Source organism: Saccharothrix syringae (assembly GCF_009498035.1).
Lineage (GTDB): Bacteria > Actinomycetota > Actinomycetes > Mycobacteriales > Pseudonocardiaceae > Actinosynnema > Actinosynnema syringae.
In genome coordinates, this window is the sequence record NZ_CP034550.1 from 4,526,177 (window position 1) to 4,545,905 (window position 19,729).

A 19,729-nucleotide genomic window follows, 5' to 3' on the forward strand; every position below is an offset into this window, starting at 1 on the left:
ATGGCCGGCGCGCTGAACAGGGCGCTGGCCGACGCCCTGGAGGCCGACCCGACCGTGCTGGTGTTCGGCGAGGACGTGGGCCCGCTGGGCGGGGTGTTCCGGGTGACCGACGGCCTGGCCGCGCGGTTCGGCGACGCGCGCGTGTTCGACACGCCGCTGGCCGAGGCCGGCATCGTCGGCACCGCCATCGGCATGGCCATGAACGGCCTGCGGCCCGTGGTGGAGATGCAGTTCGACGCGTTCGCCTACCCGGCGTTCGAGCAGATCACCAGCCACCTGGCCAAGATGCGCAACCGCACCAGGGGGCGCGTCGGGCTGCCGGTGGTGATCCGGGTGCCCTACGGCGGCGGCATCGGCGGGGTCGAGCACCACTGCGACTCCTCCGAGGCGTACTACACGCACACGCCCGGCCTGCGGGTCGTCACGCCCGGCACCCCCGACGACGCCTACCGGCTGCTGCGCGACGCGATCGACTCGCCCGACCCGGTGATCTTCCTGGAGCCCAAGCGGCGCTACTGGACCAAGGGCGAGCTGAGCACCGACCCGTTCGCCTTCGACCGGGCGCTGGTGCGGCGACCCGGCCGCGACGTGACCCTGATCGCCTACGGCCCGATGGTCGCCACCGCCCTGGAGACCGCGGCGGCGGCCGAGGAGGAGGGCTGGGACGTCGAGGTGGTCGACCTGCGGACGCTGGCGCCGTTCGACGACGAGACCGTGTGCGCGTCGGTGGTCAAGACCGGCCGGGCCGTGGTGGTGCACGAGGCGCCCGGCTTCGGCGGGTACGGCGCGGAGGTCGCCGCCCGGGTCACCGAGCGGTGCTTCCACCACCTGCACGCGCCCGTGCTGCGGGTGACCGGGTTCGACATCCCGTACCCGCCGCCCAAGCTGGAGGAGCACCACCTGCCGTCGGTGGACCGCGTGCTGGACGCGATCGCCCGGCTGCAGTGGGACGACGAGGTGGTGGTCCACCGTGCCTGACTTCCGCCTGCCCGACCTGGGCGAGGGCCTCACCGAGGGCGAGATCGTCACCTGGCTGGTGTCCGTGGGCGACGCCGTGGCGATCGACCAGCCGGTGGTCGAGGTCGAGACGGCCAAGGCCGTGGTCGAGGTGCCCTGCCCCTACGAGGGCGTGGTCACCGCCCGCCACGGCGAACCGGGCGAGAAGCTCGCCGTCGGCTCGGTCCTCCTCTCCGTGACCTCTCCCACCACCACCCCCGACTCCCCTGAATCCCCCGACTCCTCGGAGTACTCCGGCAACGTCCTGATCGGCTACGGCACCTCCCACACCCCCCGCCGCCGACGCCCCCGCCGCACCCCCCACCCCGCGCGTGTCCTCCACTCCGACACCGCGAGTCCTCCACTCCAACACCGCGAGTCGACCGTTCCGGACCCCCGTGTCGAACCTCCGGCACCCCCGAGTTCCACGTTCACGACCGCTCCGGCGGTCATCTCGCCGATCGTGCGGCAGCTCGCCCGGGACAACGGGCTGGTCCTGGACCGGATCGAGGGCAGCGGGCCCGGTGGCGTGATCCGCCGGGCGGACGTCGAGCGCGAGCTGGCCAGGCGTGCCGCGGGTCCGGAGCCGGTCGCCGCGGAGTCGGCTGGTCCGGCACCGGCCACCCGTCGCATCCCGCTGCGCGGCCTGCGCGGCGCCGTGGCCGAGAAGCTGGCCACGTCGCGGCGCGAGATCCCCGAGGCCACCGTGTGGGTCGACGTCGACGCCACCGACTTCCTCGCCGCCCGCGCCGCGCTGCCCTCGGTGTCGCTGCTCGCCCTGCTGGCCCGGTTCACCGTGCTGGGCCTGAAGAAGTTCCCGGAGCTGAACTCCCGGGTCGAGGGCGACGAGGTCGTGGTCCTCGGCGAGGTGAACCTGGGCTTCGCCGCCCAGACCGACCGCGGCCTGGTGGTGCCCGTCGTCCACGGCGCGCACGCCCTGACCACCACCGAGCTGGCCACCGCCATCGCCGACCGCACCACCGCCGCCCGCGAGGGCAGGCTGTCGCCCGCCGCGCTCACCGGCGGCACCTTCACGGTCAACAACTACGGCGTGTTCGGCGTCGACGGCTCGGCCGCGATCATCAACCACCCGGAGGCGGCGATCCTCGGCATCGGCCGCATCATCGACCGGCCGTGGGCGGTGGGCGGTCAGCTCGCGGTGCGCAAGGTCGCCCAGCTCACCCTCGCCTTCGACCACCGCGTGTGCGACGGCGGCACGGCCGGCGGGTTCCTGCGGTTCGTCGCCGACTGCGTCGAATCCCCGATCACCGCCCTGGCCGACCTCTAGGTCGGCGGGATGACCTTCGGCGACGCGATGCGGCAGTGGCGGGAGTGGCAGCAGACCCCGTGGGGACGGCTCCGCTACACCCAGGCGGAGGTCAACCTGGCCCGCCACCTGCCGCCCGCTCCGTCGACCGTCCTGGACCTGGCGGGCGGCGACGGCGCGGACGCCCTGCGCCTCGCCCGGCGCGGCCACCGCGTGACCGTGGTCGACCGGTCGCCCGAGATGCCGGCCGAGGCGCGCCGGGCGTTCGCCGCCGAGGACCTGCCGCTGGAGGCGGTGCACGCCGACCTGTTCGACGAGCTGCCCGGCCGGTACGACGTGGTGCTGCTGCACAACGCCCTCCAGTACCTCGCCGACCCGGCCGCCGCCCTGCGCAAGGCGGTCTCGCACGTCGAACCCGGCGGCCTGCTGTCGGTGATCGCCATCAACCGCCACTCCGAACCCCTGCGGCCGGCCACGATGGGCTCGGACCCGGCCGCCGCGCTCGCAGCGCTGGACACCGACCAGGCCCGCACCGGCACGTTCGACCAGGCCCTCACCCTGTACTCGGCCGACCAGGTCCTGGCCTGGCTCGACGGCTGCGAACCGGTCGGCCACCACGGCATCCTCGCCACCACCGGCTACATCGCCGACAACGCCCGCAAGCACGACCCCGGGTTCTTCGCCGAGCTGGAACGCCTGGAGCTCGCCCTGGCCGACCGCGTGCCGTACCCGCCGGTCGCCCGCTTCCTCCACGTGGTGGCCCGCCGGGACGTAGGTTGACCGGTGTGAGCAAGCCCGACTACCCGGTCCGGACCCGACGCCTGGCCCTGCGCCCGTTCACCCTCGCCGACCTCGCCGCCGTGCACTCGTGGCAGTCGCGCGCCGACGTCAACCGCTACCTGTACGGCGAGGCCCGCACCCCCGAGGAGACCGCCGGGAGCCTGGTCAACAAGGCCGCCGTGACCTGGCCCGAGAAGGAGGGGCAGTACCTCTGCCTGGCCATCGAGAAGGACGGCGAGGTGATCGGCGAGTCGGTGCTCAAGTACCTCAGCCAGTACCACCGCCAGGGCGAGGTCGGCTACGTCCTCCACCCCGACCACCACGGCCACGGCTACGCCACCGAGGCCACCGCCGCGATGATCGACCTGGCCTTCGACCACCTGGGGCTGCACCGGGTCATCGCCTCGTGCGACGCGCTCAACGAGGCGTCGTGGCGGGTGATGGAGCGGTTGGGGATGCGCAAGGAGGCCCACTTCCGGCACAACGAGATCTTCAAGGGCGCGTGGGGCGACGAGTTGATCTACGCCGTCCTGGAGGACGAGTGGCGCCGGATGGCGGTAAACCGGGCGGCGGCGAACGGCGGATGATGGCTCGATGATCGAACGCTTCACCGTGGACAGCGGCGCGTACGAGCGCTGGTTGACCGACCACCAGGACCAGTACGTGATCAACGCCGAGCGCAGCCTGAACCCGGACAACCTGGTGCTGCACCGGGCGAGCTGCCCCGTCCTCGGGGGTGTGCCGGAGCAGGGCACGGGGTGGGTGGGCAGCGGGGTGAAGGTCGTCGGGACGCGGGCCGAGCTGGAGACCGCGCACCCGACCGCCCGGCCTTGTCGGTTGTGCCTATGACAGCACCGAGTTGAGGCCGTGGATGCCGAGCCTGGTCTGGTACGTCAGCTACGGGTCGAACATGCACGCCGACCGCTTCACCTGCTACCTGGCCGGCGGCACCCCGGTCGGCGCCCGGCGCCACCACCCCGGCTGTCGCGACACGACCCCACCGCGCGACACCCGGCCAATGCAAATCCCCGGCGGCGTCTACTTCGCCACCGAGTCACCGGTCTGGCTGGGCGGCCGCGCGTTCTACGACCCCGACCTGCCCGGCACGGCCGCCGTCCGCGCCTACCTGATCACGCCCTCCCAGTTCGCCGACGTCGCGGCCCAGGAGATGTACCGGGAGCCGGGCGCGGACCTCGACCTCACCGAAGTCCTCGCGCACGGCCGCGCCGGGCTGGGCGACGGCCGCTACGAGACCCTGCTGCACCTGGGCGACCACGACGGCCACCCGGCGCTCACCTTCACCGCCCCGTGGCACTCCCGGGAGGTGGAGCACACCAAGCCCTCGGGCCCCTACCTGAAGATGCTCGGCGACGGCCTGGCCGGGTCCCACGGCTGGTCGGTCCCCGACATCGCCGCCTACCTGGCCGCCGCCACGCCGTTCTGGACCGCCGAGGAGGTCGCGGAACTGCTCGAGGGCGGGCGGCCGGAGCCGCCCGCCCTCGGGGGGACCGGTCAGACCACCTCGTCGGCGACGGCCCAGAAGCCGTTCGGGGAGGTGATGTCCGGGCCGACCGGGCCCTGACCCCAGAAGTGGTCGTTGTAGTTCCACAGGTACTGGCCGTTGACGAGCTTCAGCGGGCCCATCGTGCGGGTGATCCGGCCGGCCGGCTCGTTGGCCAGCGACGCGGCCGCCCAGGCCCGCACCACGGTCAGGGCCGGGCCGGAGGCGCCGGGGAACAGGCGCTTGGCGAAGGTCAGCCCCAGGCCCTCCCCGGTGCCGCAGGCGGCGGTGGTGTGGAAGCCGTTGAGCAGGTGCAGGCCCGCGAACGCCTCGTCCCAGCGCTGGAAGTAGTCGGCGGTGCCGGTGACGTCCTGCAGCACGTTGCAGGACTCCAACTGCATCCACTCCAGGTCCCGGTTGCCCCACCGCGCGTCCTGGGGGGTGATCAGGCCGTCGTCGTGGTTGCCGTTGAACGTGAAGCCGCCGGGGCCGCCGTGGCCGCTGTACCACTGGATGTCCACGTCGTCGGTGTAGAGCGAGTCGTGGCCGCCCTTCGACGGGTCCTTGAAGTCGGACTCGTAGGCGCTGTTGCCGCGGAAGTCGAACTGGGTGGTCACGCCGTGCGCGGCGAGGGTGCTCTTGAACCCGTTGGCGCTCTTGTTGCTCGCCGTGCCGCAACCACCGGCGGTGACAGGGGTCTCGGTGCCCGCGTCGACGCGGGGGATGGTCAGCTGGCCGAACCCGCCGCCGCCGGGCGTGGTGACCGCGGTCGTGGTGCCGTCGCCGGCGAGTTCGGCGGTCCCGGTCGCGGCCAGCCCGTTGGCGTCGACGACCTGGAACACGACCCGCTCGGCGCTCGGCGCACCGTCCCGGCTGAACCGGGCGTAGCTGGTCCGCGCGCCCTCGGACTGCTCCTCGGTCAGCGCGGTGCTCGACGACGCCCAGCTCAGCTCGTAGGGCCCGGTGCCGCCGGAAACCTCGGCCGACGCCGTGACCACGCCCTGCGACAGCGTCACGGTGAACCGGCCGGACGGCCCGCTGCCCGCCACCGCGGGCACCTGCTGGAACACCTTGCCCGCGGCGCTGCCGGCGTGGCAGGTGTAGACGGGGTGGAGGGTGCGGACCGCGCCGCTGCCGCTCGCGTCCCGCGCCGTCAGCGCCGGGAACTGGTAGGCCAGCGTCGGCGGCTGCTCCTGGCGCGCGTCCGGGCCGAGCAGCGCGGCGCAGGCGCGGGTGGCCTCGTCGACGCCGATGATCGGCACCTCCGCGCCGCGCGACACCCGGCGCAGCCGGTTCGACAACTGGGTCACCTTCCCGTCCGGCCCCACCACCAGCCGCAGCCGCGCGCCCATGCCGGTGACCGGCAGCCCGCCCAGGGCGAGGTCGTAGGACACCACGGTGTCCAGCGGGTGCTTGGACCGCAGGCGCCCGTCGGCGTCGGCCAGCGACAGCACGTCGTGCGAGATCCTGGGCGTGGCGGTCAGGTCCGCGGACAGGCCGGTGAGCCGGACCAGCTCGTCGCCCCGGCGCAGCGCCTCGGCGTCGGACACCGGCCGGAGCGCTTCGAGCGCCACCGGGTCCAGCGCCTCGCCGACCGTCGCGTTGCCCGCCTCGTCCTGCCCGGTGCCGACCACCCGCGACGGCGCCGCGAGGAACCCCGTCGCGTCGACCTGCTCGAAGCCGCCGTCGGCCTGCAACCCGTCGGGGATGCCGAACGCGTCGGCGAGGCGTTGGCCCTCCGCCCGCGTCAACCCCTCCTGGGTCACCAGGTAGACCGGGAGCGAGGCCGCCCCGGCCGCCCCCGCCGCCGACTGCGTCACCGCCGCCGCGACCGACATCGTCACGGTGCACGCCAGCACCGCGCTCGTAGTCCTGCGCATCGTCCCTGCCCTTCGTCGTTCCCCTGTGGTGAACGGGGACGACGATGTCCGGGGCCGCCTGCACGGCGGTTGCACGGCGGCCACCACCCCCGTGCAACCGCCGTGCAACCGGTGTTCCCGAGGCTGTGCGGGTGCGACGGCAGGGGGTCGTCGCCGGGGAAGAGGGGGAGTTCATGCGCCTGTTTCGGATCGGGGTGCTCGCCGGGCTGGCCGCGGCGCAGGCCGTGCTGTGCACCGGCACGGCGCACGCCGCCGCGACGTCGGTCCTGGTGCGCGCGGGCCTGCTGGTCGTCCAGGCGGCGCCCGGGGTCGACAACCACGTCAGGGTCCTCGGCACCGGCTCGGTCATCCGCGTCTCGGACGTGGTCGGGCTGTCGCCGGGCCCGGGGTGCCTGCGCTCCACGGCGACGGAGGTGACCTGTTCGGTCACGGGGGTGTCGGCCGTGTGGGTCGACCTGGGCGACGGCGACGACTCCGGCTACTGGGACGGCGAGGCCGGGCTGACCATGCAGGGCGGGGCGGGCGACGACGTGCTCACCGGCGGCATGGGCGAGGACACCCTGGTGGGCGGGCCGGGCAAGGACATCCTCGTGGGGGGCATGGCGAAGGACGACCTGTCCGGCGGGACCGAGGACGACGAGCTGTACGGGCAGGAGGGCTCGGACGTCCTGCGCGGCGGCCCGGGAAACGACCACCTGGACGGCTGGGACATGCGGGACATGGCCGTCTACGACGACCACGTCGCGCGGGTGGGCGTGAACCTGTCCGGGACGGGCTACGCCGAGTCGGGGTTGACCCTCCTCCCGGAGCAGGGCGGGGAGTTGGGCGCGAACGGTCAGCTGGTCGAGGTCGACACCTACTACAACGTCATCGGCATCACGGGCGGCTCGGGGGACGACGTGCTCATCGGGATCAGCCCCGAGCCCCCGATCGGCGGGCCGGGCGACGACCTGTGCGACACCAACGCCTGGGACGGCATCGTCCTGGACAAGACGGCCTGCGCCTAGGCACAACGGGTGACGCGGCGCTGACCTGGAGGCACGATCCTCCCGCCGGTGCGGGAGGATCGTGCCGTGCACCCCGTTGCGGTTCAGGGCGAGGGCAGGAGCGCGACCGTGCGCCTGCTGGGGCCGGTGGAGGTCACCGGGCCGGGCGGGGTGCTGCGGCTGCCCGGTGCCCGGCCCCGCGCGGTGGTCGCGCTGCTCGGGCTGCGGGCGCCCGGCGTGGTGTCCCGGCCGGAACTGGTCGACGCGCTGTGGGGCGCGGACCCGCCGCCCACCGCGGTCAAGACGCTGCACAGCCACATCGCGCGGATCCGCCGGTCGCTGTCGGACCTCGGGTGCGGCGAGCTGCTGGTGACCAGGGAACCCGGCTACGCGCTCGACCTCGACCCGCCCGGCAGCGACCTCGCGGTGTTCGAGGGGCACGTCCGGGCCGGGCGGTGCGCGCTGCGCGACGGCGACGCCGCGGCGGCGGCCGGTGAGCTGCGCGCCGGGCTCGCGCTGTGGCGCGGGGACCCGCTCGCCGACTGCCCGGTGGCGGAGTGGGGGCACGCGGAGGTCGCCCGGCTGGACGAGGCCCGGGCGGCGGCCGCCGAGCTGCTGGTGGAGGCCGAGCTGGCGCTCGGCGAGCACGACGCCGCGGCGGGTGAGCTGGAGCGGTTGGTGCGGCGGTACCCGTTCCGGGAGCGGTGCTGGGAGTTCCTGGTGATCGCCCACCACCGGGGTGGGCGGCAGGGCGAGGCGCTGCGCGCCTACCGGCGGGCGCGGGAGGTGCTGCTCGACGAGCTGGGGCTGGAGCCCGGGCCGCGGCTGCGGCGGTTGGAAGCGGACGTGCTGGCCGGGGTGGCGGAGCTGGACCCGGCGACGGCGCCGCGCACCGGGTCCGGCCCCGCCACCCCGGCCGCGCCGGTCCTGTCCGCGCCGGCCACGCGCGTTCGAGGAGGGGACGCCGGGACCGCCTTGTCGGCCCGGGACGAGCGGTCCGCGATGGCGCAACCCGTCACACCCGGGTTCCCCCGGGGTGCCGCCCCCGTCCAAGGCGGCTGGACCGCCGTGGTGCCGGGCGGTCTCGTCGGGCGCGAGCGCGAGCACGCCGAGGTCCTGACCCTCCTGACGCGGTCGCGGCTGGTGACGCTGACCGGTCCCGGCGGCTGCGGCAAGACCAGCCTGGCGCTCAGCGTCACGGCCGCGCTCGCCGGGCACCGGCGGGTGGTGCCGGTCGACCTCACCCCCACCCGCGTCCCCGAGCTGGTCGCGGACGCGGTGGCCACCGCGGTCGGGGTGCCCGAGCAGCCGGGCGTCGACCGGGTGGACGGCCTGGTCGGGGCACTGGCCGCGGACTCCGCACTGATCCTGCTGGACAACTGCGAGCACCTCCTCCCGGCGTGCGTCGACCTCGTCGGCCGCCTGCTCGCGTCGTGCCCCGGCGTCGCGGTCCTGGTGACCAGCCGGGAGGCGCTGCGCGTCCCGGGCGAGGTCGCCTGCCCCGTGCCACCGCTGGCCGTGCCGGACCCGGACGTGCCGCGCTCGCTGGCCGAGCTGTCCGCCTACGACGCGGTGCGCCTGTTCCTCGACCGCGCCGCCGAGCACGGGCAGCGGTTCGGCGACGAGGACGCGGTGCCCATCGCGCGGCTCTGCGCGACCCTCGACGGCCTGCCGCTGGGCCTGGAGCTGGCCGCGGCGCGGACGCCGGTGCTCAGCCCGGCGCAGATCGCGCGGCGGCTGCGGGACCGGTTCGGGCTGCTCACCTACTCCGCGCGGACCGGGGCGCCCGCCCACCACCGCACGCTGCGGGCGGCCGTGGCGTGGAGCCACGACCTGCTCTCGCCGGACGAGGCGGCGCTGTTCGCCCGGCTCGGGGTGTTCGCCGGCGGGTTCGCGGTGGAGGCCGTCGAGGCCGTGTGGGAGGCGGACCGCGCGCTGGACGCGCTGACCGGGTTGCTGGCCAAGTCCCTGGTCCGGGTCCGGCGCGAGGAGGCGTGCCCGCGCTTCTCGGTCCTGGAGACGATCGCGGCCTACGCGGGCGAACGCCTCGCCGACGACCCGGCCGCCGAGGCCGAGGCCCGGGAGCGGCACGCCCGCCACTACGCGCGGCTCGCCGAGGAGGCGGCGGCGGACGGGACCGGCGTCCTGCTGCGCGACCTGCGCGTCGAGCACGAGAACCTGCGGCTGGCCGTGTCGTGGTTCGTCGAGGCCGCGGACCCGACCGCGGCGCTGGACCTGGCCGCGGCGCTGAGCAGGTACTGCCGCCTGCACGGCCGGTACCGGGACGGCAGGCGGTGGCTGGACCAGGCCCTCGCCGGGAGCGCGGGCGCGCCGCCCGGTCCGCGCAGCCGGGCGCTGGCCGGTGCCGCCTCGCTCGCGCTGTCCGAGTGCGACTACGCCCAGGCGTCCGCCCGCGCCGCCGAAGGGCTCGACCTCGCCGCGGCGACCGACGACCACTGGCTGGTCGGCCGGCTGCGGGTGCTGCTCGGCAACGTGGCGCGGGAGCGGGGCGAGTACGCCGAGGCGCTGCACCACTACCGGACCTGCCGGGACAGCTTCCGCGCCTGCGCGAACCGCTCGGGCATCGCCTACTCGCACCAGTTGGCCGGCGCGACCGCGTGGCTGGCGGGCGACCCGGACCCGGCCCGGGAGGAGCTGCGCGCGAGCCTGGCCGTGCTGCGCGAGCTGGACGACCGCCGCGGCGCGGCGTCCTCGCTGGCCTACCTCGGTGCGGTCGCCCTGGGCGACGGGCGGCTCGACGAGGCGCGCGAGCTGCTGGAGGAGGCGCTGGACGTGTTCGGGCAGTTCGACTTCAAGGAGGGTTTGGCCTGGGCGCTCAACCTGCTCGGCCTGGTCGAGCACCGCGCCGGCCGGCCCGGACAGGCGGACGAGCTGCTGCGGGCGAGCCTCGCCCTGCACCGCGAGCTGGGCGACCGCTGGCGGGAGGCCAGCGTGCTGGAGGCGCTGGCCGCCGTGGCGTGCGCCCTGGGCGAGGCCGACCGCGGTGCCGGGCTGGTGCACCGGGCCGAGGTGATCCGCGACGCCATCGGCGCGCCGGTGCCCGCGGTCGAACGGCCGGCGCTGGCCGAGACGCGGGCCGCGATCAGCGCGGCGGGGGCGTGACGGCGGCCGGACCCGCGAGCGCCGGGGCCGCCGGCTCGACCCCGTCGGGGATCTCGGTCGCTGCCGTGCCGGCTGACGGCTCGCCGGGGAACGCCGGCGTGGGATGGTGCGACAGGGGGTTCGCCGGGGTTGGATAACTTTACAAAAAGCTTTCGATAAAGCTAAGCTTGTCCGGTCGAAGGGGGTGCCGGTGACCGACCCGGTGGCGGACGTCGTCCGGTGGTGGGCGCGCGAGGCGCCGGAGCTGCCCGCGGAGACCATCGAGTTCACCAAGCGCGTGGCGCGGATGCACGCCCTGACCGACCGCGTCACGGTCGCCGTGCTGGTCGGGTTCGACCTCAGCCGGGCGGAGTACGACGTGCTCGGGACCCTGGTGACCGCGGGTGACGAGCGGTTGAGGCCCTCGGAGCTGTCGTCCCGGCTGCTGCTCACCACGGGCGGGCTGAGCAACGTGCTGCGGTCCTTGGAACGGCGCGGCTACGTGGCCCTGACCCCGGACCCGGCCGACGGCCGCAGCCGGCGCGTCTCGCTGACCCCCGAGGGCGCGACCGCCACCCGGCGGGTGGTCGGCGAGGTCGTCGCCGCGCAGCACGAACTGCTCGGCGGCGTCGACGCCGCCCGGATCGGGTCGGTGACGGAGAACCTGAGGGCCGTCCTGCGCCTGCTCGACACCCGTTGAGGCACTGCCCTCCCGACTCCCGGAGGTACGACATCACCCACCGGTTCACCATCACCGACGTCCACGTGTTCGCCGCCGACGGCACCTTCGGCCCGCCGACGTCGGTTGCCGTCGAGGACGGCGTGGTCGTCGATCGCGTCGACGGGGTGGAGGTCGACGGGCGGGGCGGGTACCTGCTCCCCGGCCTGATCGACACCCACGTGCACGTCGACCACCCCGACCAGCTCGCCGCCGGCCTCCGCTGGGGGGTGACGACCATGCTGGACATGGGCACCCGCCGGTGGGACGAGCTGCGCGCGCTCCGCGACGCCGACGACGACGCCCGCGCCGACCTGCGCGGCGCGTCCTCTCCCGCGTGCGCCCCCCGCGGCACGGCCGTGCGGAGGATGGGCCACCCCGCCTCCACCGCGGTCCGGGGCCCGCGGGACGCCGCCCGGTGGGTCGCCGAACGGCTGGCCCAGGACCCCGACTACCTCAAGGTCGTCCTGGAGGAGAGGCTGCCGTTCCGGCCGAAGCCGCTCGGCCCGGACACCGTCGCCGCCCTCGTGGCCCACGCGCACCGCGCGGGGAAGAAGGTCGTGGTGCACGCCGCGTCGAGCCGCGCCTACACCGTCGCGCTCGACGCGGGCGCGGACGTCATCACCCACGCGCCCATCGGGGACACCGTGACCGCCGACCTGGCCCGGCGGATCGCCGCCGCCGGCACGGCCGTGTCGCCGACCCTGGTGATGATGCGGACGATCCTGCGCACCCTCAAGCTCCCGTTCACGCCGCGGCGGTTGAACTTCGCCCACGCCGTCGCCTCCACCGCGGCCCTGCACCGGGCCGGGGCGACGATCGTCCTCGGCACGGACGCGAACGCGGACGACACCTCACCGGCCCGCGTCGCCCACGGGGTCTCCGCGCACGACGAACTCGCGCTGCTCGTCGACGCGGGGCTGAGCCCGTCCGAAGCGCTGCGCGCCGCGACCTCCCGCGCCGCCGCGGTGTTCGGGCTCGACGACCGCGGACTCATCGCCACCGGCAGGCGCGCGGACCTCCTGCTGGTCGCCCGCGACCCGACCCGGGACATCACCGCCACCCGCGACGTCGTCGGCGTGTGGAAGCGCGGTGTCGCCGCGCCCGTCCCGGGCCGCGCCTGACGGGGCGAGGGCGGCGACCCCGCCGCGGCACCAACCGGCCCCAACGCCACCGCGCGGTGTCGGACCACCGCCCACGTCACCGCCGTCAACACCTGCCTCCGCCACACCTGGAACACGCGCTAGTCCCGGTCGGGCACCGCGTCCAGGTTGCCGTCCTCGCCCACCACGCACGCGGCCGACTTCGCCGACGTCGCCAGGAACCGGCTCATGCACCGGCCGAACTGCTCGTGCCCGCGCGCGTTGGGGTGGAACGACTCCTGCAACGCGTGCTTGGCCCGCTCGGTGTCGTTCAACCCGTCGAAGTCCACGGTCAGCCGGGTGAACCACTCCTGCTCCGGCTCACCGCCGCCCGTGCACGCCTCGTGCCGCTCACCGGCCCGGGACAGGTCGAGGAACCGCGCGTCCACCGCGCCCGCGGCCCGGCGCAGCCCGGCGGACAGCTCGCTCACCGCCTGGTCCCGCACCCACTCCAGGTCACCGGTGCGCAGCGGGCAGCCCGCGAGGTTCTGCAGGTCGAACGGCAGGCCCGGGGCCACCGGCGCGGCGTAGGACTGGAGCACCAGGGTGTAGGAGCGGGGTGTGTAGCCCTCGTCCTGGAGCACCCGGCGGATGTCGCGCAGCGCCCGCTCGACCTTGGGCGCCATCCGGTCCACCCGGGACCGCCACTCGTCGGCCATGGCCTTCGAGCAGTCGGTGCGGCGCTCGATCCAGGCCCGCAGGCAGGCGCCCAGCACGTCGGCGAACCGGGGGTCGTCGTTGGCGCCGACGGCCACCACCACGGTGGTGACCCGGTACTGGCGCGCGATGTCGGCCAGCCGGCGCGCCTGGGAGCCCTCGGTGTTGCGGACCTGGTCGGTGATGCCGACCTGCTCGGCGTTGGCGCCCGAGCAGGCCAGGTTGAACACCCGGTCGACGCCCTCGACGCGCGTGTGGTGGACCGACGCCCCGGTGGACCGGTGGCACCAGTTGCCGTTCTCGCCGTCGGTGCCCGGCTCGTAGGAGCCGGCGCCCTCGCCGGACATGGTGCTGTCGCCCATGGCCACGATCGCGCGCGGCGCGTCGCGCGGCGGTCCGGGCAGGGGCGGGTAGGGGGAGTCGCTGACCACCAGCAGCAGGGCCAGCAGCGGGAGCACCAGGGCGACGGCCACGAGTCGACGCAACATCGGCCCCTATCCTACGGCGACCCGGCCCCCGGACAGGACGACGGTGCGGTCGGCCGCCCGGTGGACCTCGTCGTGGTGGGTGGCCACCAGCACGGCCGCGCCCTCGTCGGCCGCGCGCCGCAGCACCCGCACGGCCGCGGGCGTGCTGTGCCGGTCGAGGTGGGCCGTCGGCTCGTCGGCCAGCAGCACGGCGGGTGAGCAGATCGCGGCCCGCGCGAGGGCGGCGCGCTGCTGCTGCCCGAACGACACCTCGCCGGGGTAGCGGTCGGCCAGGTCGCCGATGCCCAGCTCCACCAGCAGCTCGGTCACCCGGTCCAGGTCGCCGCCGGCGCCGCCGTTCCCGGTGGGCAGGCCGAGCCGGATCGGCAGCGCCACGTTCTCGGCCAGCGTCAGCTCGCCCGCCAGGCCCAGCGCCTGCGGCAGCAGGGCGCACACCTTCCACGACGGCGGCGAGGTCAGCACCTCGCCGCACAGCTCGACCGCGCCCGCGTCGGGCCGGTCGAACCCGGCCAGCACGCTCAGCAGCGCGCTCTTGCCCGACCCGGACGGCCCGGACAGCGTCACCAGCTCACCGGCGGCCACCGCGAGGTCGACCCCGCGCAGCACCCGCACCGGTCCGCTGGGGTGCGCGAACGCCCGCTCCACCCCCACCGCGCGCAACACCGTCACGCCACCAGCCCCCCGTCCCGCAGGTCGAACCTCGTGTCCGCCAGGGCGACCAGCCGCGGGTCGTGCGAGGCGACCACCACCGGCACCCCGGCCGCGGCCAGCTCGCCCACCGTCTCCAGCACCAGGTCCGCCGAGGCCGCGTCCAGCTGCGAGGTCGGCTCGTCGGCCAGCACCACCGACGCGCCGCGCGCCAGCGCGCACCCGAACGCCAGCCGCTGCTGCTGCCCGCCGGACAGCGCCGGGACCCGCCACGTCGCCGTGCCCGGCAGGCCCAGCCGCGCCAGCAGCGCGTCGACCTCCACCGGCCGGCCCGCCGCCTGCGCCGCGGCCCGCAGGTTGTCGCCCACGTCCAGGTGCTCGACCAGGTTGTCGCCCGGGTTCTGGAACACCAGGGCCACCTCGCGCCGCCGCAGCGCCCGCCGCGCCCGGTTGGACAGCCGGGCGGTGCCCGCGCCGCGCAGCTCCACGCCGCCGGACGTGGGCCGCTCCACCAGGCTGAGCACCCGCAGCAGCGTCGACTTGCCCGACCCGGACGGGCCGGCCAGCACGGTGATCCCGGTCGCGGGCACCGCCAGCGACACGTCCGACACCGCGGTCACCTCGCCCGCGGGCGTGCGGTACCGGACGCCGACACCGGTCAACCGCAACACGTGTTCAGCCACGGATCAACTCCCCGATCCTCGCCGAGCGCACCGAGCGCACCGCGATCCACGCCGCCACCAGCACCACCAGCACACCGCCCACGACCGTGGCGCCCAGCAGCGGCACCGGGTCGGGTACCTGCGGACCGGGCGTGAGCCGCGGCGCGGGGTCCAGCCTGGGCACGGTGGCGCCGCTGCCCAGCGCGCTGGCGGTCGACCCGATCGCCACCGCGGCCGCGGCGAGCGCGCCCAGCTCCAGCAGGTGGCTGCGCAGCAGCGCGGCCGGGCGCAGGCCCATGCGGGTGCTGAAGGCGCCGGACACCGCGTTCTGCCGCCGCCGCACCTCCACCGCCAGCAGCAGCGCGATGGCCGCCACCACGGCGAGCACCGCGCCGATGGCCGTGACGAACCCGAAGGTCCACTGGATGGTCAGGAACGGCAGGCCCTGCACCGCCTTGGCCTTCTCGACCACGTTGCGGTACGGCACGCCCGCGTCCGCCAGCGCCCCGGTCAGCTCGCCCAGCGGCAGGTTCGACCACACGTACCAGGAGCCGACGTCGTCCCGGTCGGCGATCCGGTCCACCGGCACGACCCAGCCGGAGGTGCCGAGCTTGGGGAACGACGGCACGTGCGCGTCCGGGTTGAGCGGCGGCAGTCCGGGCAGGCTGATCTCGCGGCGGGGCGCGTCGCCCACCCGCAGCGGTCGGGTCAGCAGCGCGGGGTCCACCTCGAACGGGAACGCGCCGTCCCGGAACGTGCGCGGGTCCACCACCAGCGCGGTGCGGTCGTTCTGCTTGACGAAGCCGACCAGGGTGGCCCGGCCGCGCAGGGAGTCGGGCAGCTCGGTCAGCCCCGGGTCCACCTGGGCGACGCTGTTCGCGCCGGTGTACATGCCGGACTTGACCTCCAGCGCGGTCCGCTGGGACCCGGCGATGGCCGTGCCCACCGCGATGGTGCCGACGGCCAGCACGCCGACCAGCAGCACCCCGGTCACCGGGCCGGAGGCCGCGGCGAGCCGCCGGATCGCGAGCTGCGCGGCGGGCCGGGACCACAGCGACACCCGGTGCGAGGCGGCCAGCGCCCAGCGCGCCAGCCGGGCCGTCACCAGCGCCGCGGTGAGCACGACCAGCAGCGGGAACGCCAGCGCGGTCGCGTCGATGCGGGGCAGGTCGCCGATCTTCTCGGTGGTGGCCAGGCCGCTGTGCCGGACCCGGTCCCACGCCCACACCGCGAGCCCGGCGGTGCCCAGCTCCCACGGCAGGGCGGCCAGCACCCGGCGCACCCGGTCACCGCGCGCCGCCACCTGGAACAGCCGGTGCGCGCGCAGCGCGGCGGTGACCCCGGTGACCGCCAGGGCCAGCACGACCACCACCAGCACGGCCAGCGCCGCGGTCGTGGTGGTGCCCGGCGGCAGCGCCACCGACGGCGCGTAGACCGGCAGCAGCAGCCGCGCGACGCCCAGCCCGGCCACGCCGCCCACCACCAGCGGCAGGCCCAGTTCCAGCACCGCGCGCCCGCCCAGGGCCACCGGGCCGGCACCGCGCACCCACAGCAGGCGCAGCTCCCGGTGCCGCCGCTGCGCCCACTGCGCGGTCACCGTCGCGACGCCAGCCAGGCCGATGAGCAGGCTGATCAGGGTCAGGCCCAGGATCGCCGAGCGCACGTTGACCACCGTGCGCGCGGCGTTGTCCACCGGCAGCACCAGCGGCGAGACCACGCGGCCGAAGTCCTTGAGCGGTGCGATGCGCGCGGTGCCCGCGGTGAGCAGCGCCCGCGCCTCGTCCACGGTGCGCGGTTCCGCGGCGGGGAAGCGCACCGTGACGTCGGTGGGCCCGCCGACCTCCTCGGGCAGCGCGGCGAAGGACTCGAAGCTGGGCATCCACACCACCGCGGTGGACAGCTCGTCGCGGTCGAGCACGTTGGGCACCACGAAGTGGCGCTCCGAGCACCACCACGCGGGCAGCGGGTCGCGCACGTCCTCGTAGATCGCGGTCACCGGGGGCAGCCGCCCGCCCATGCCGCGCCCGCCCAGGCCGAGGCCGACGGTGTCGGCGATGCTCTTGGGCACCCACAGGCCGTCCTTGGCACCGCCTTCGAGGACTTTGAGGTGGTCGGTCGCACCGGGCCGGTAGCCGAACTTGGCGTAGGTCTGCGGCCCGCCGAAGTCGGTGCGCCGCTCCCTGGTGTAGGTGCCGATCAGCTTCGGGTGGTCCGGCACGGCGCCGTTGATCCCGGTGACCACCGCGGCGATGTCGCGGTGGTTGACAGCGCTCTCCACGGACGGGTGCAGCGCCTCCGCGCACAGCCGGTCCTGCTGGTAGTCCACCGCGGCGCTGCCGGAAGCCGCCGAGTGCATGACGGCGGCCGCGACGACGAAACCGATCAGCAGCGCGGTGACGAGGCTGACCAGGAGGGTCAGCGGGCTCGACAGCGCGGCGCGGGGGGCCGCTCTCCACGGGATCTGCACCAGCGGAGGTTAACCGGGGCGTTGGCGGTGCAGGGGGTGTTCGCGGGACTCGGGGCGGTCCCGGACAACGCCGGACAACGCCTGATCACCAGGTGTGTTGTCCGGGTCACGGCACGTTCACCGGACAACGGTCCGCGTTCCCGGGGCGGGGAGCAGGACGGCGGTGGCGAGACCGGCGCCGTCCTGCCCGCCGAGGTCACCTGCCGCGGCCGGTCTTGTCCTGCAGCTGGTCGATGAGCTGCGACGCCTCGACCTTGGTCAGGCCCTCCGGCACCTCCTCGCCGGCCTCCTGCGCCAGCGTGTGCAGGTAGGACTCCTGCGGCCCGGTCATCGGCTCGTCGCCCGTGGTCCAGTCCTCCGGGTCCTTCTCCGGCGTCCGGTTCACGTCGCGTCTCCCTTCGTTCGAACGCGAGTTCGAGGTACCCGCTGCGCGGACGGCCCAACCCACTCGTCCGTTCCGCCACCCCTGTTGACATCCCGGAGATGGTCTAGTCCAATTTCCCCACCTGGAGGCCGCCACCGCTGGGAGGGACGATGTCGCGCAGGGTTCTGTTCGCCAGGGTGGCGGCGGTGGCGGCGCTGGTGGTGGGAGCGGCGGTGGTGGGCTTCGCGCCCGCCTACGCCGCCTCGGTCACCGCGACGTTCGCCAAGACGTCGAGCTGGGACACCGGCTACACCGCGCAGTTCTCGATCCGGAACGAGACGAGCACCGCCGTCTCGGGCTGGCGGTTGGAGTTCGACCTGCCGTCGGGCACGTCGGTCGGCGCCTACTGGGACGCGTTGCAGACCAACGCGAGCGGGCACTACACGTTCACCAACCGCGACTACAACGGCAGCGTCGCGCCGGGCGCCTCGGTGACGTTCGGGTTCAACGCCACGGGTACCGCGAGCCCCGCCAACTGCCGCCTCAACGGCGCGCCGTGCACCGGGTCGACGACGACCACCACGACCACGACGACGACCACCACCACGACCACCACCACGACGACCACCGGGTCGACGACCACGACCACCACCACGCCACCGGTCGGCGGGCTGCCCAAGCGCGTCCTGGTCGGCTACCTGCACGCCAGCTTCGCCAACGGCTCCGGCTACATCCGCATGAAGGACGTCTCCGACGACTGGGACATCGTCAACCTGTCCTTCGCCGAACCCACCTCCGCCACCTCCGGCGAGCTGCGCTTCGCCCAGTGCCCGGTGGCCGAGTGCCCGAACGTCGAGTCCGAGGCCGAGTTCATCGCGGGCATCCGGGACAAGCAGGCCAAGGGCAAGAAGGTGCTGATCTCCATCGGCGGCGCCAACGGCCAGGTGCAGCTGACCACCGCGGCCGCGCGGGACGCGTTCGTGCGCTCGGCGTCGGCGATCATCGACAAGTACGGCCTCGACGGCCTGGACGTCGACTTCGAGGGCCACTCCCTGTCGCTCAACGCGGGCGACACCGACTTCCGCGCGCCCACCACCCCGGTGATCGTCAACCTGATCCAGGCGCTGAAGACCCTCAAGGCCCGCTACGGCAGCCGGTTCGTGCTCACCATGGCGCCGGAGACGTTCTTCGTCCAGGTCGGCTACCAGCACTACGGCGGCGGCAACGGCGCGGACCCGCGCGCGGGCGCGTACCTGCCGGTGATCCACGCGATGCGCGACGACCTGACGCTGCTGCACGTCCAGCACTACAACTCGGGCCCGATCACGGGCCTGGACAACCAGTACCACTTCATGGGCGGCCACGACTTCCACGTCAGCATGGCGGACATGGTGCTGGCCGGGTTCCCGGTGCGCGGTGACGCGACCAGGTTCTTCCCCGGCCTGCGGCAGGACCAGGTCGCCATCGGCCTGCCCGCGAGCGTCAACGCGGGCAACGGCTTCACCCAGGTCGCCGAGGTGCACAAGGCGCTGGACTGCCTGATGAAGGGCACCAACTGCGGCACGTACAAGCCCAGGGCGGTCTACCCGGACCTGCGCGGGCTGATGACGTGGTCGGTCAACTGGGACCGGTACAACGGGTTCGAGTTCTCCAAGTCCCACCGGGCCTACCTGCCCCGCTGAAACCGCGCCGGACCCGCCGGCGCGGCCCCACCCCGGGGCCGCGCCGGTGCCGCAGCGGGCGCGGGAGCGGTTCAACGGGATCGTGTGGTGGTTGCGCACCGGGTCGGGCCGGCGTGACGTGCCCCCCGGTGCGGGCCCTGGTCGGCCCCGTCGATCCCGTGCGCCACAGCCGGCGCGACACCGCTTCCAGAAGATCTCGCGGCTGCGCGACGAGCTGCCGGCCGGAACCGGGGACGGTGCCTGATGGCTGGTGTGATCGTGTACGAGCCCGACGACGACACGGACGTGGGGGGCCTGCCGTGGGCGATCACGTTCGCGGCGACGATCGCCGATCCGCGTGACGGGGAAGAGGTCGGCGCGGAGTGGCGCCGTCACCTGCTCCACCCCCG

Annotated in this window: 17 protein-coding genes; 11 read left to right on the forward strand and 6 right to left on the reverse strand. The window is 74.8% G+C overall.

Features of this window, described 5'->3' with window-relative positions; genetic code table 11:
- From EKG83_RS19600 to EKG83_RS19625, 6 genes are read left to right on the forward strand one after another with little or no spacing between them, the layout of a single operon-like run.
- Positions 1–978 (forward strand): alpha-ketoacid dehydrogenase subunit beta, encoded by a 978-nt coding sequence (locus EKG83_RS19600; protein WP_033433137.1) that lies wholly within the window; start codon positions 1–3, stop codon positions 976–978.
- Positions 971–2,284, forward strand: a complete 1,314-nt coding sequence (locus EKG83_RS19605; protein WP_033433077.1) for a dihydrolipoamide acetyltransferase family protein — start codon at positions 971–973, stop codon at positions 2,282–2,284. Before EKG83_RS19600 ends, EKG83_RS19605 begins: the two co-directional genes overlap by 8 nt.
- 9 nt (positions 2,285–2,293) lie before the next feature.
- Entirely contained in the window at positions 2,294–3,043 is a 750-nt protein-coding gene (locus tag EKG83_RS19610; protein WP_033433078.1) for a methyltransferase domain-containing protein, read from the forward strand.
- A gap of 5 nt (positions 3,044–3,048) precedes the next feature.
- Positions 3,049–3,630, forward strand: coding sequence for a GNAT family N-acetyltransferase (locus tag EKG83_RS19615; RefSeq protein WP_033433079.1), 582 nt, complete (start codon positions 3,049–3,051; stop codon positions 3,628–3,630).
- A 7-nt stretch (positions 3,631–3,637) separates the two neighbouring features.
- Positions 3,638–3,892 (forward strand): hypothetical protein, encoded by a 255-nt coding sequence (locus EKG83_RS19620; protein ID WP_051766385.1) that lies wholly within the window; start codon positions 3,638–3,640, stop codon positions 3,890–3,892.
- A 22-nt stretch (positions 3,893–3,914) separates the two neighbouring features.
- Complete coding sequence (locus tag EKG83_RS19625; protein ID WP_063741401.1) at positions 3,915–4,625, forward strand: hypothetical protein; 711 nt, start codon at positions 3,915–3,917, stop codon at positions 4,623–4,625.
- On the opposite strand, the gene EKG83_RS19630 is transcribed toward EKG83_RS19625, so the two are convergent.
- Positions 4,556–6,424, reverse strand: a complete 1,869-nt coding sequence (locus EKG83_RS19630; RefSeq protein ID WP_153278231.1) for a DUF6345 domain-containing protein — start codon at positions 6,422–6,424, stop codon at positions 4,556–4,558. The two genes, EKG83_RS19625 and EKG83_RS19630, sit on opposite strands and share 70 nt — an antisense overlap.
- Positions 6,425–6,597: 173 nt before the next feature.
- On the opposite strand from EKG83_RS19630, the gene EKG83_RS19635 reads away from it, so the two are divergent.
- The 4 genes from EKG83_RS19635 to EKG83_RS19650 all read left to right on the forward strand — a co-directional run bounded on the left by EKG83_RS19635 (position 6,598) and on the right by EKG83_RS19650 (position 12,354).
- The gene (locus EKG83_RS19635) at positions 6,598–7,431 is read left to right on the forward strand and encodes a calcium-binding protein (RefSeq protein WP_153278232.1); all 834 of its coding nucleotides are present in this window, start codon (positions 6,598–6,600) and stop codon (positions 7,429–7,431) included.
- A 66-nt stretch (positions 7,432–7,497) separates the two neighbouring features.
- Complete coding sequence (locus EKG83_RS19640) at positions 7,498–10,533, forward strand: AfsR/SARP family transcriptional regulator (protein WP_153278233.1); 3,036 nt, start codon at positions 7,498–7,500, stop codon at positions 10,531–10,533.
- Between the two features lie 190 nt (positions 10,534–10,723).
- The gene (locus EKG83_RS19645) at positions 10,724–11,212 is read left to right on the forward strand and encodes a MarR family winged helix-turn-helix transcriptional regulator (RefSeq protein WP_170191894.1); all 489 of its coding nucleotides are present in this window, start codon (positions 10,724–10,726) and stop codon (positions 11,210–11,212) included.
- Positions 11,209–12,354 (forward strand): amidohydrolase family protein, encoded by a 1,146-nt coding sequence (locus EKG83_RS19650; RefSeq protein WP_051766388.1) that lies wholly within the window; start codon positions 11,209–11,211, stop codon positions 12,352–12,354. Before EKG83_RS19645 ends, EKG83_RS19650 begins: the two co-directional genes overlap by 4 nt.
- A gap of 119 nt (positions 12,355–12,473) precedes the next feature.
- Here EKG83_RS19650 and EKG83_RS19655 read toward each other — a convergent pair whose 3' ends face one another.
- The 5 genes from EKG83_RS19655 to EKG83_RS19675 form a co-directional block, all read right to left on the reverse strand.
- The gene (locus EKG83_RS19655; RefSeq protein ID WP_033433082.1) at positions 12,474–13,517 is read right to left on the reverse strand and encodes a GDSL-type esterase/lipase family protein; all 1,044 of its coding nucleotides are present in this window, start codon (positions 13,515–13,517) and stop codon (positions 12,474–12,476) included.
- Between the two features lie 6 nt (positions 13,518–13,523).
- Positions 13,524–14,186: an ATP-binding cassette domain-containing protein gene (locus EKG83_RS19660; RefSeq protein ID WP_033433083.1), complete on the reverse strand. Its 663-nt coding sequence runs from the start codon at positions 14,184–14,186 to the stop codon at positions 13,524–13,526.
- Complete coding sequence (locus EKG83_RS19665; RefSeq protein WP_033433084.1) at positions 14,183–14,848, reverse strand: ABC transporter ATP-binding protein; 666 nt, start codon at positions 14,846–14,848, stop codon at positions 14,183–14,185. Before EKG83_RS19665 ends, EKG83_RS19660 begins: the two co-directional genes overlap by 4 nt.
- A complete protein-coding gene (locus tag EKG83_RS19670) occupies positions 14,841–17,294 on the reverse strand; it encodes an FtsX-like permease family protein (RefSeq protein WP_051766389.1) in 2,454 nt (817 codons plus the stop codon). Before EKG83_RS19670 ends, EKG83_RS19665 begins: the two co-directional genes overlap by 8 nt.
- Before the next feature lie 196 nt (positions 17,295–17,490).
- Complete coding sequence (locus tag EKG83_RS19675) at positions 17,491–17,625, reverse strand: DUF3072 domain-containing protein (RefSeq protein WP_084716792.1); 135 nt, start codon at positions 17,623–17,625, stop codon at positions 17,491–17,493.
- Between the two features lie 203 nt (positions 17,626–17,828).
- Between EKG83_RS19675 and EKG83_RS19680 the strand changes: the two genes are divergently transcribed.
- Complete coding sequence (locus EKG83_RS19680) at positions 17,829–19,340, forward strand: chitinase (protein WP_033433086.1); 1,512 nt, start codon at positions 17,829–17,831, stop codon at positions 19,338–19,340.
- Positions 19,341–19,729 lie beyond the last annotated feature (389 nt).

Coding starts and splice junctions, on each gene's coding strand:
- EKG83_RS19600 (WP_033433137.1), top strand. CDS start 1: ATGGCCGGCGCGCTGAACAGGGCGCTGGCCGACGCCCTGGAGGCCGAC.
- EKG83_RS19610 (WP_033433078.1), top strand. CDS start 2,294: ATGACCTTCGGCGACGCGATGCGGCAGTGGCGGGAGTGGCAGCAGACC.
- EKG83_RS19620 (WP_051766385.1), top strand. CDS start 3,638: ATGATCGAACGCTTCACCGTGGACAGCGGCGCGTACGAGCGCTGGTTG.
- EKG83_RS19625 (WP_063741401.1), top strand. CDS start 3,915: ATGCCGAGCCTGGTCTGGTACGTCAGCTACGGGTCGAACATGCACGCC.
- EKG83_RS19630 (WP_153278231.1), bottom strand. CDS start 6,424: ATGCGCAGGACTACGAGCGCGGTGCTGGCGTGCACCGTGACGATGTCG.
- EKG83_RS19635 (WP_153278232.1), top strand. CDS start 6,598: ATGCGCCTGTTTCGGATCGGGGTGCTCGCCGGGCTGGCCGCGGCGCAG.
- EKG83_RS19655 (WP_033433082.1), bottom strand. CDS start 13,517: ATGTTGCGTCGACTCGTGGCCGTCGCCCTGGTGCTCCCGCTGCTGGCC.
- EKG83_RS19675 (WP_084716792.1), bottom strand. CDS start 17,625: ATGACCGGGCCGCAGGAGTCCTACCTGCACACGCTGGCGCAGGAGGCC.
- EKG83_RS19680 (WP_033433086.1), top strand. CDS start 17,829: ATGTCGCGCAGGGTTCTGTTCGCCAGGGTGGCGGCGGTGGCGGCGCTG.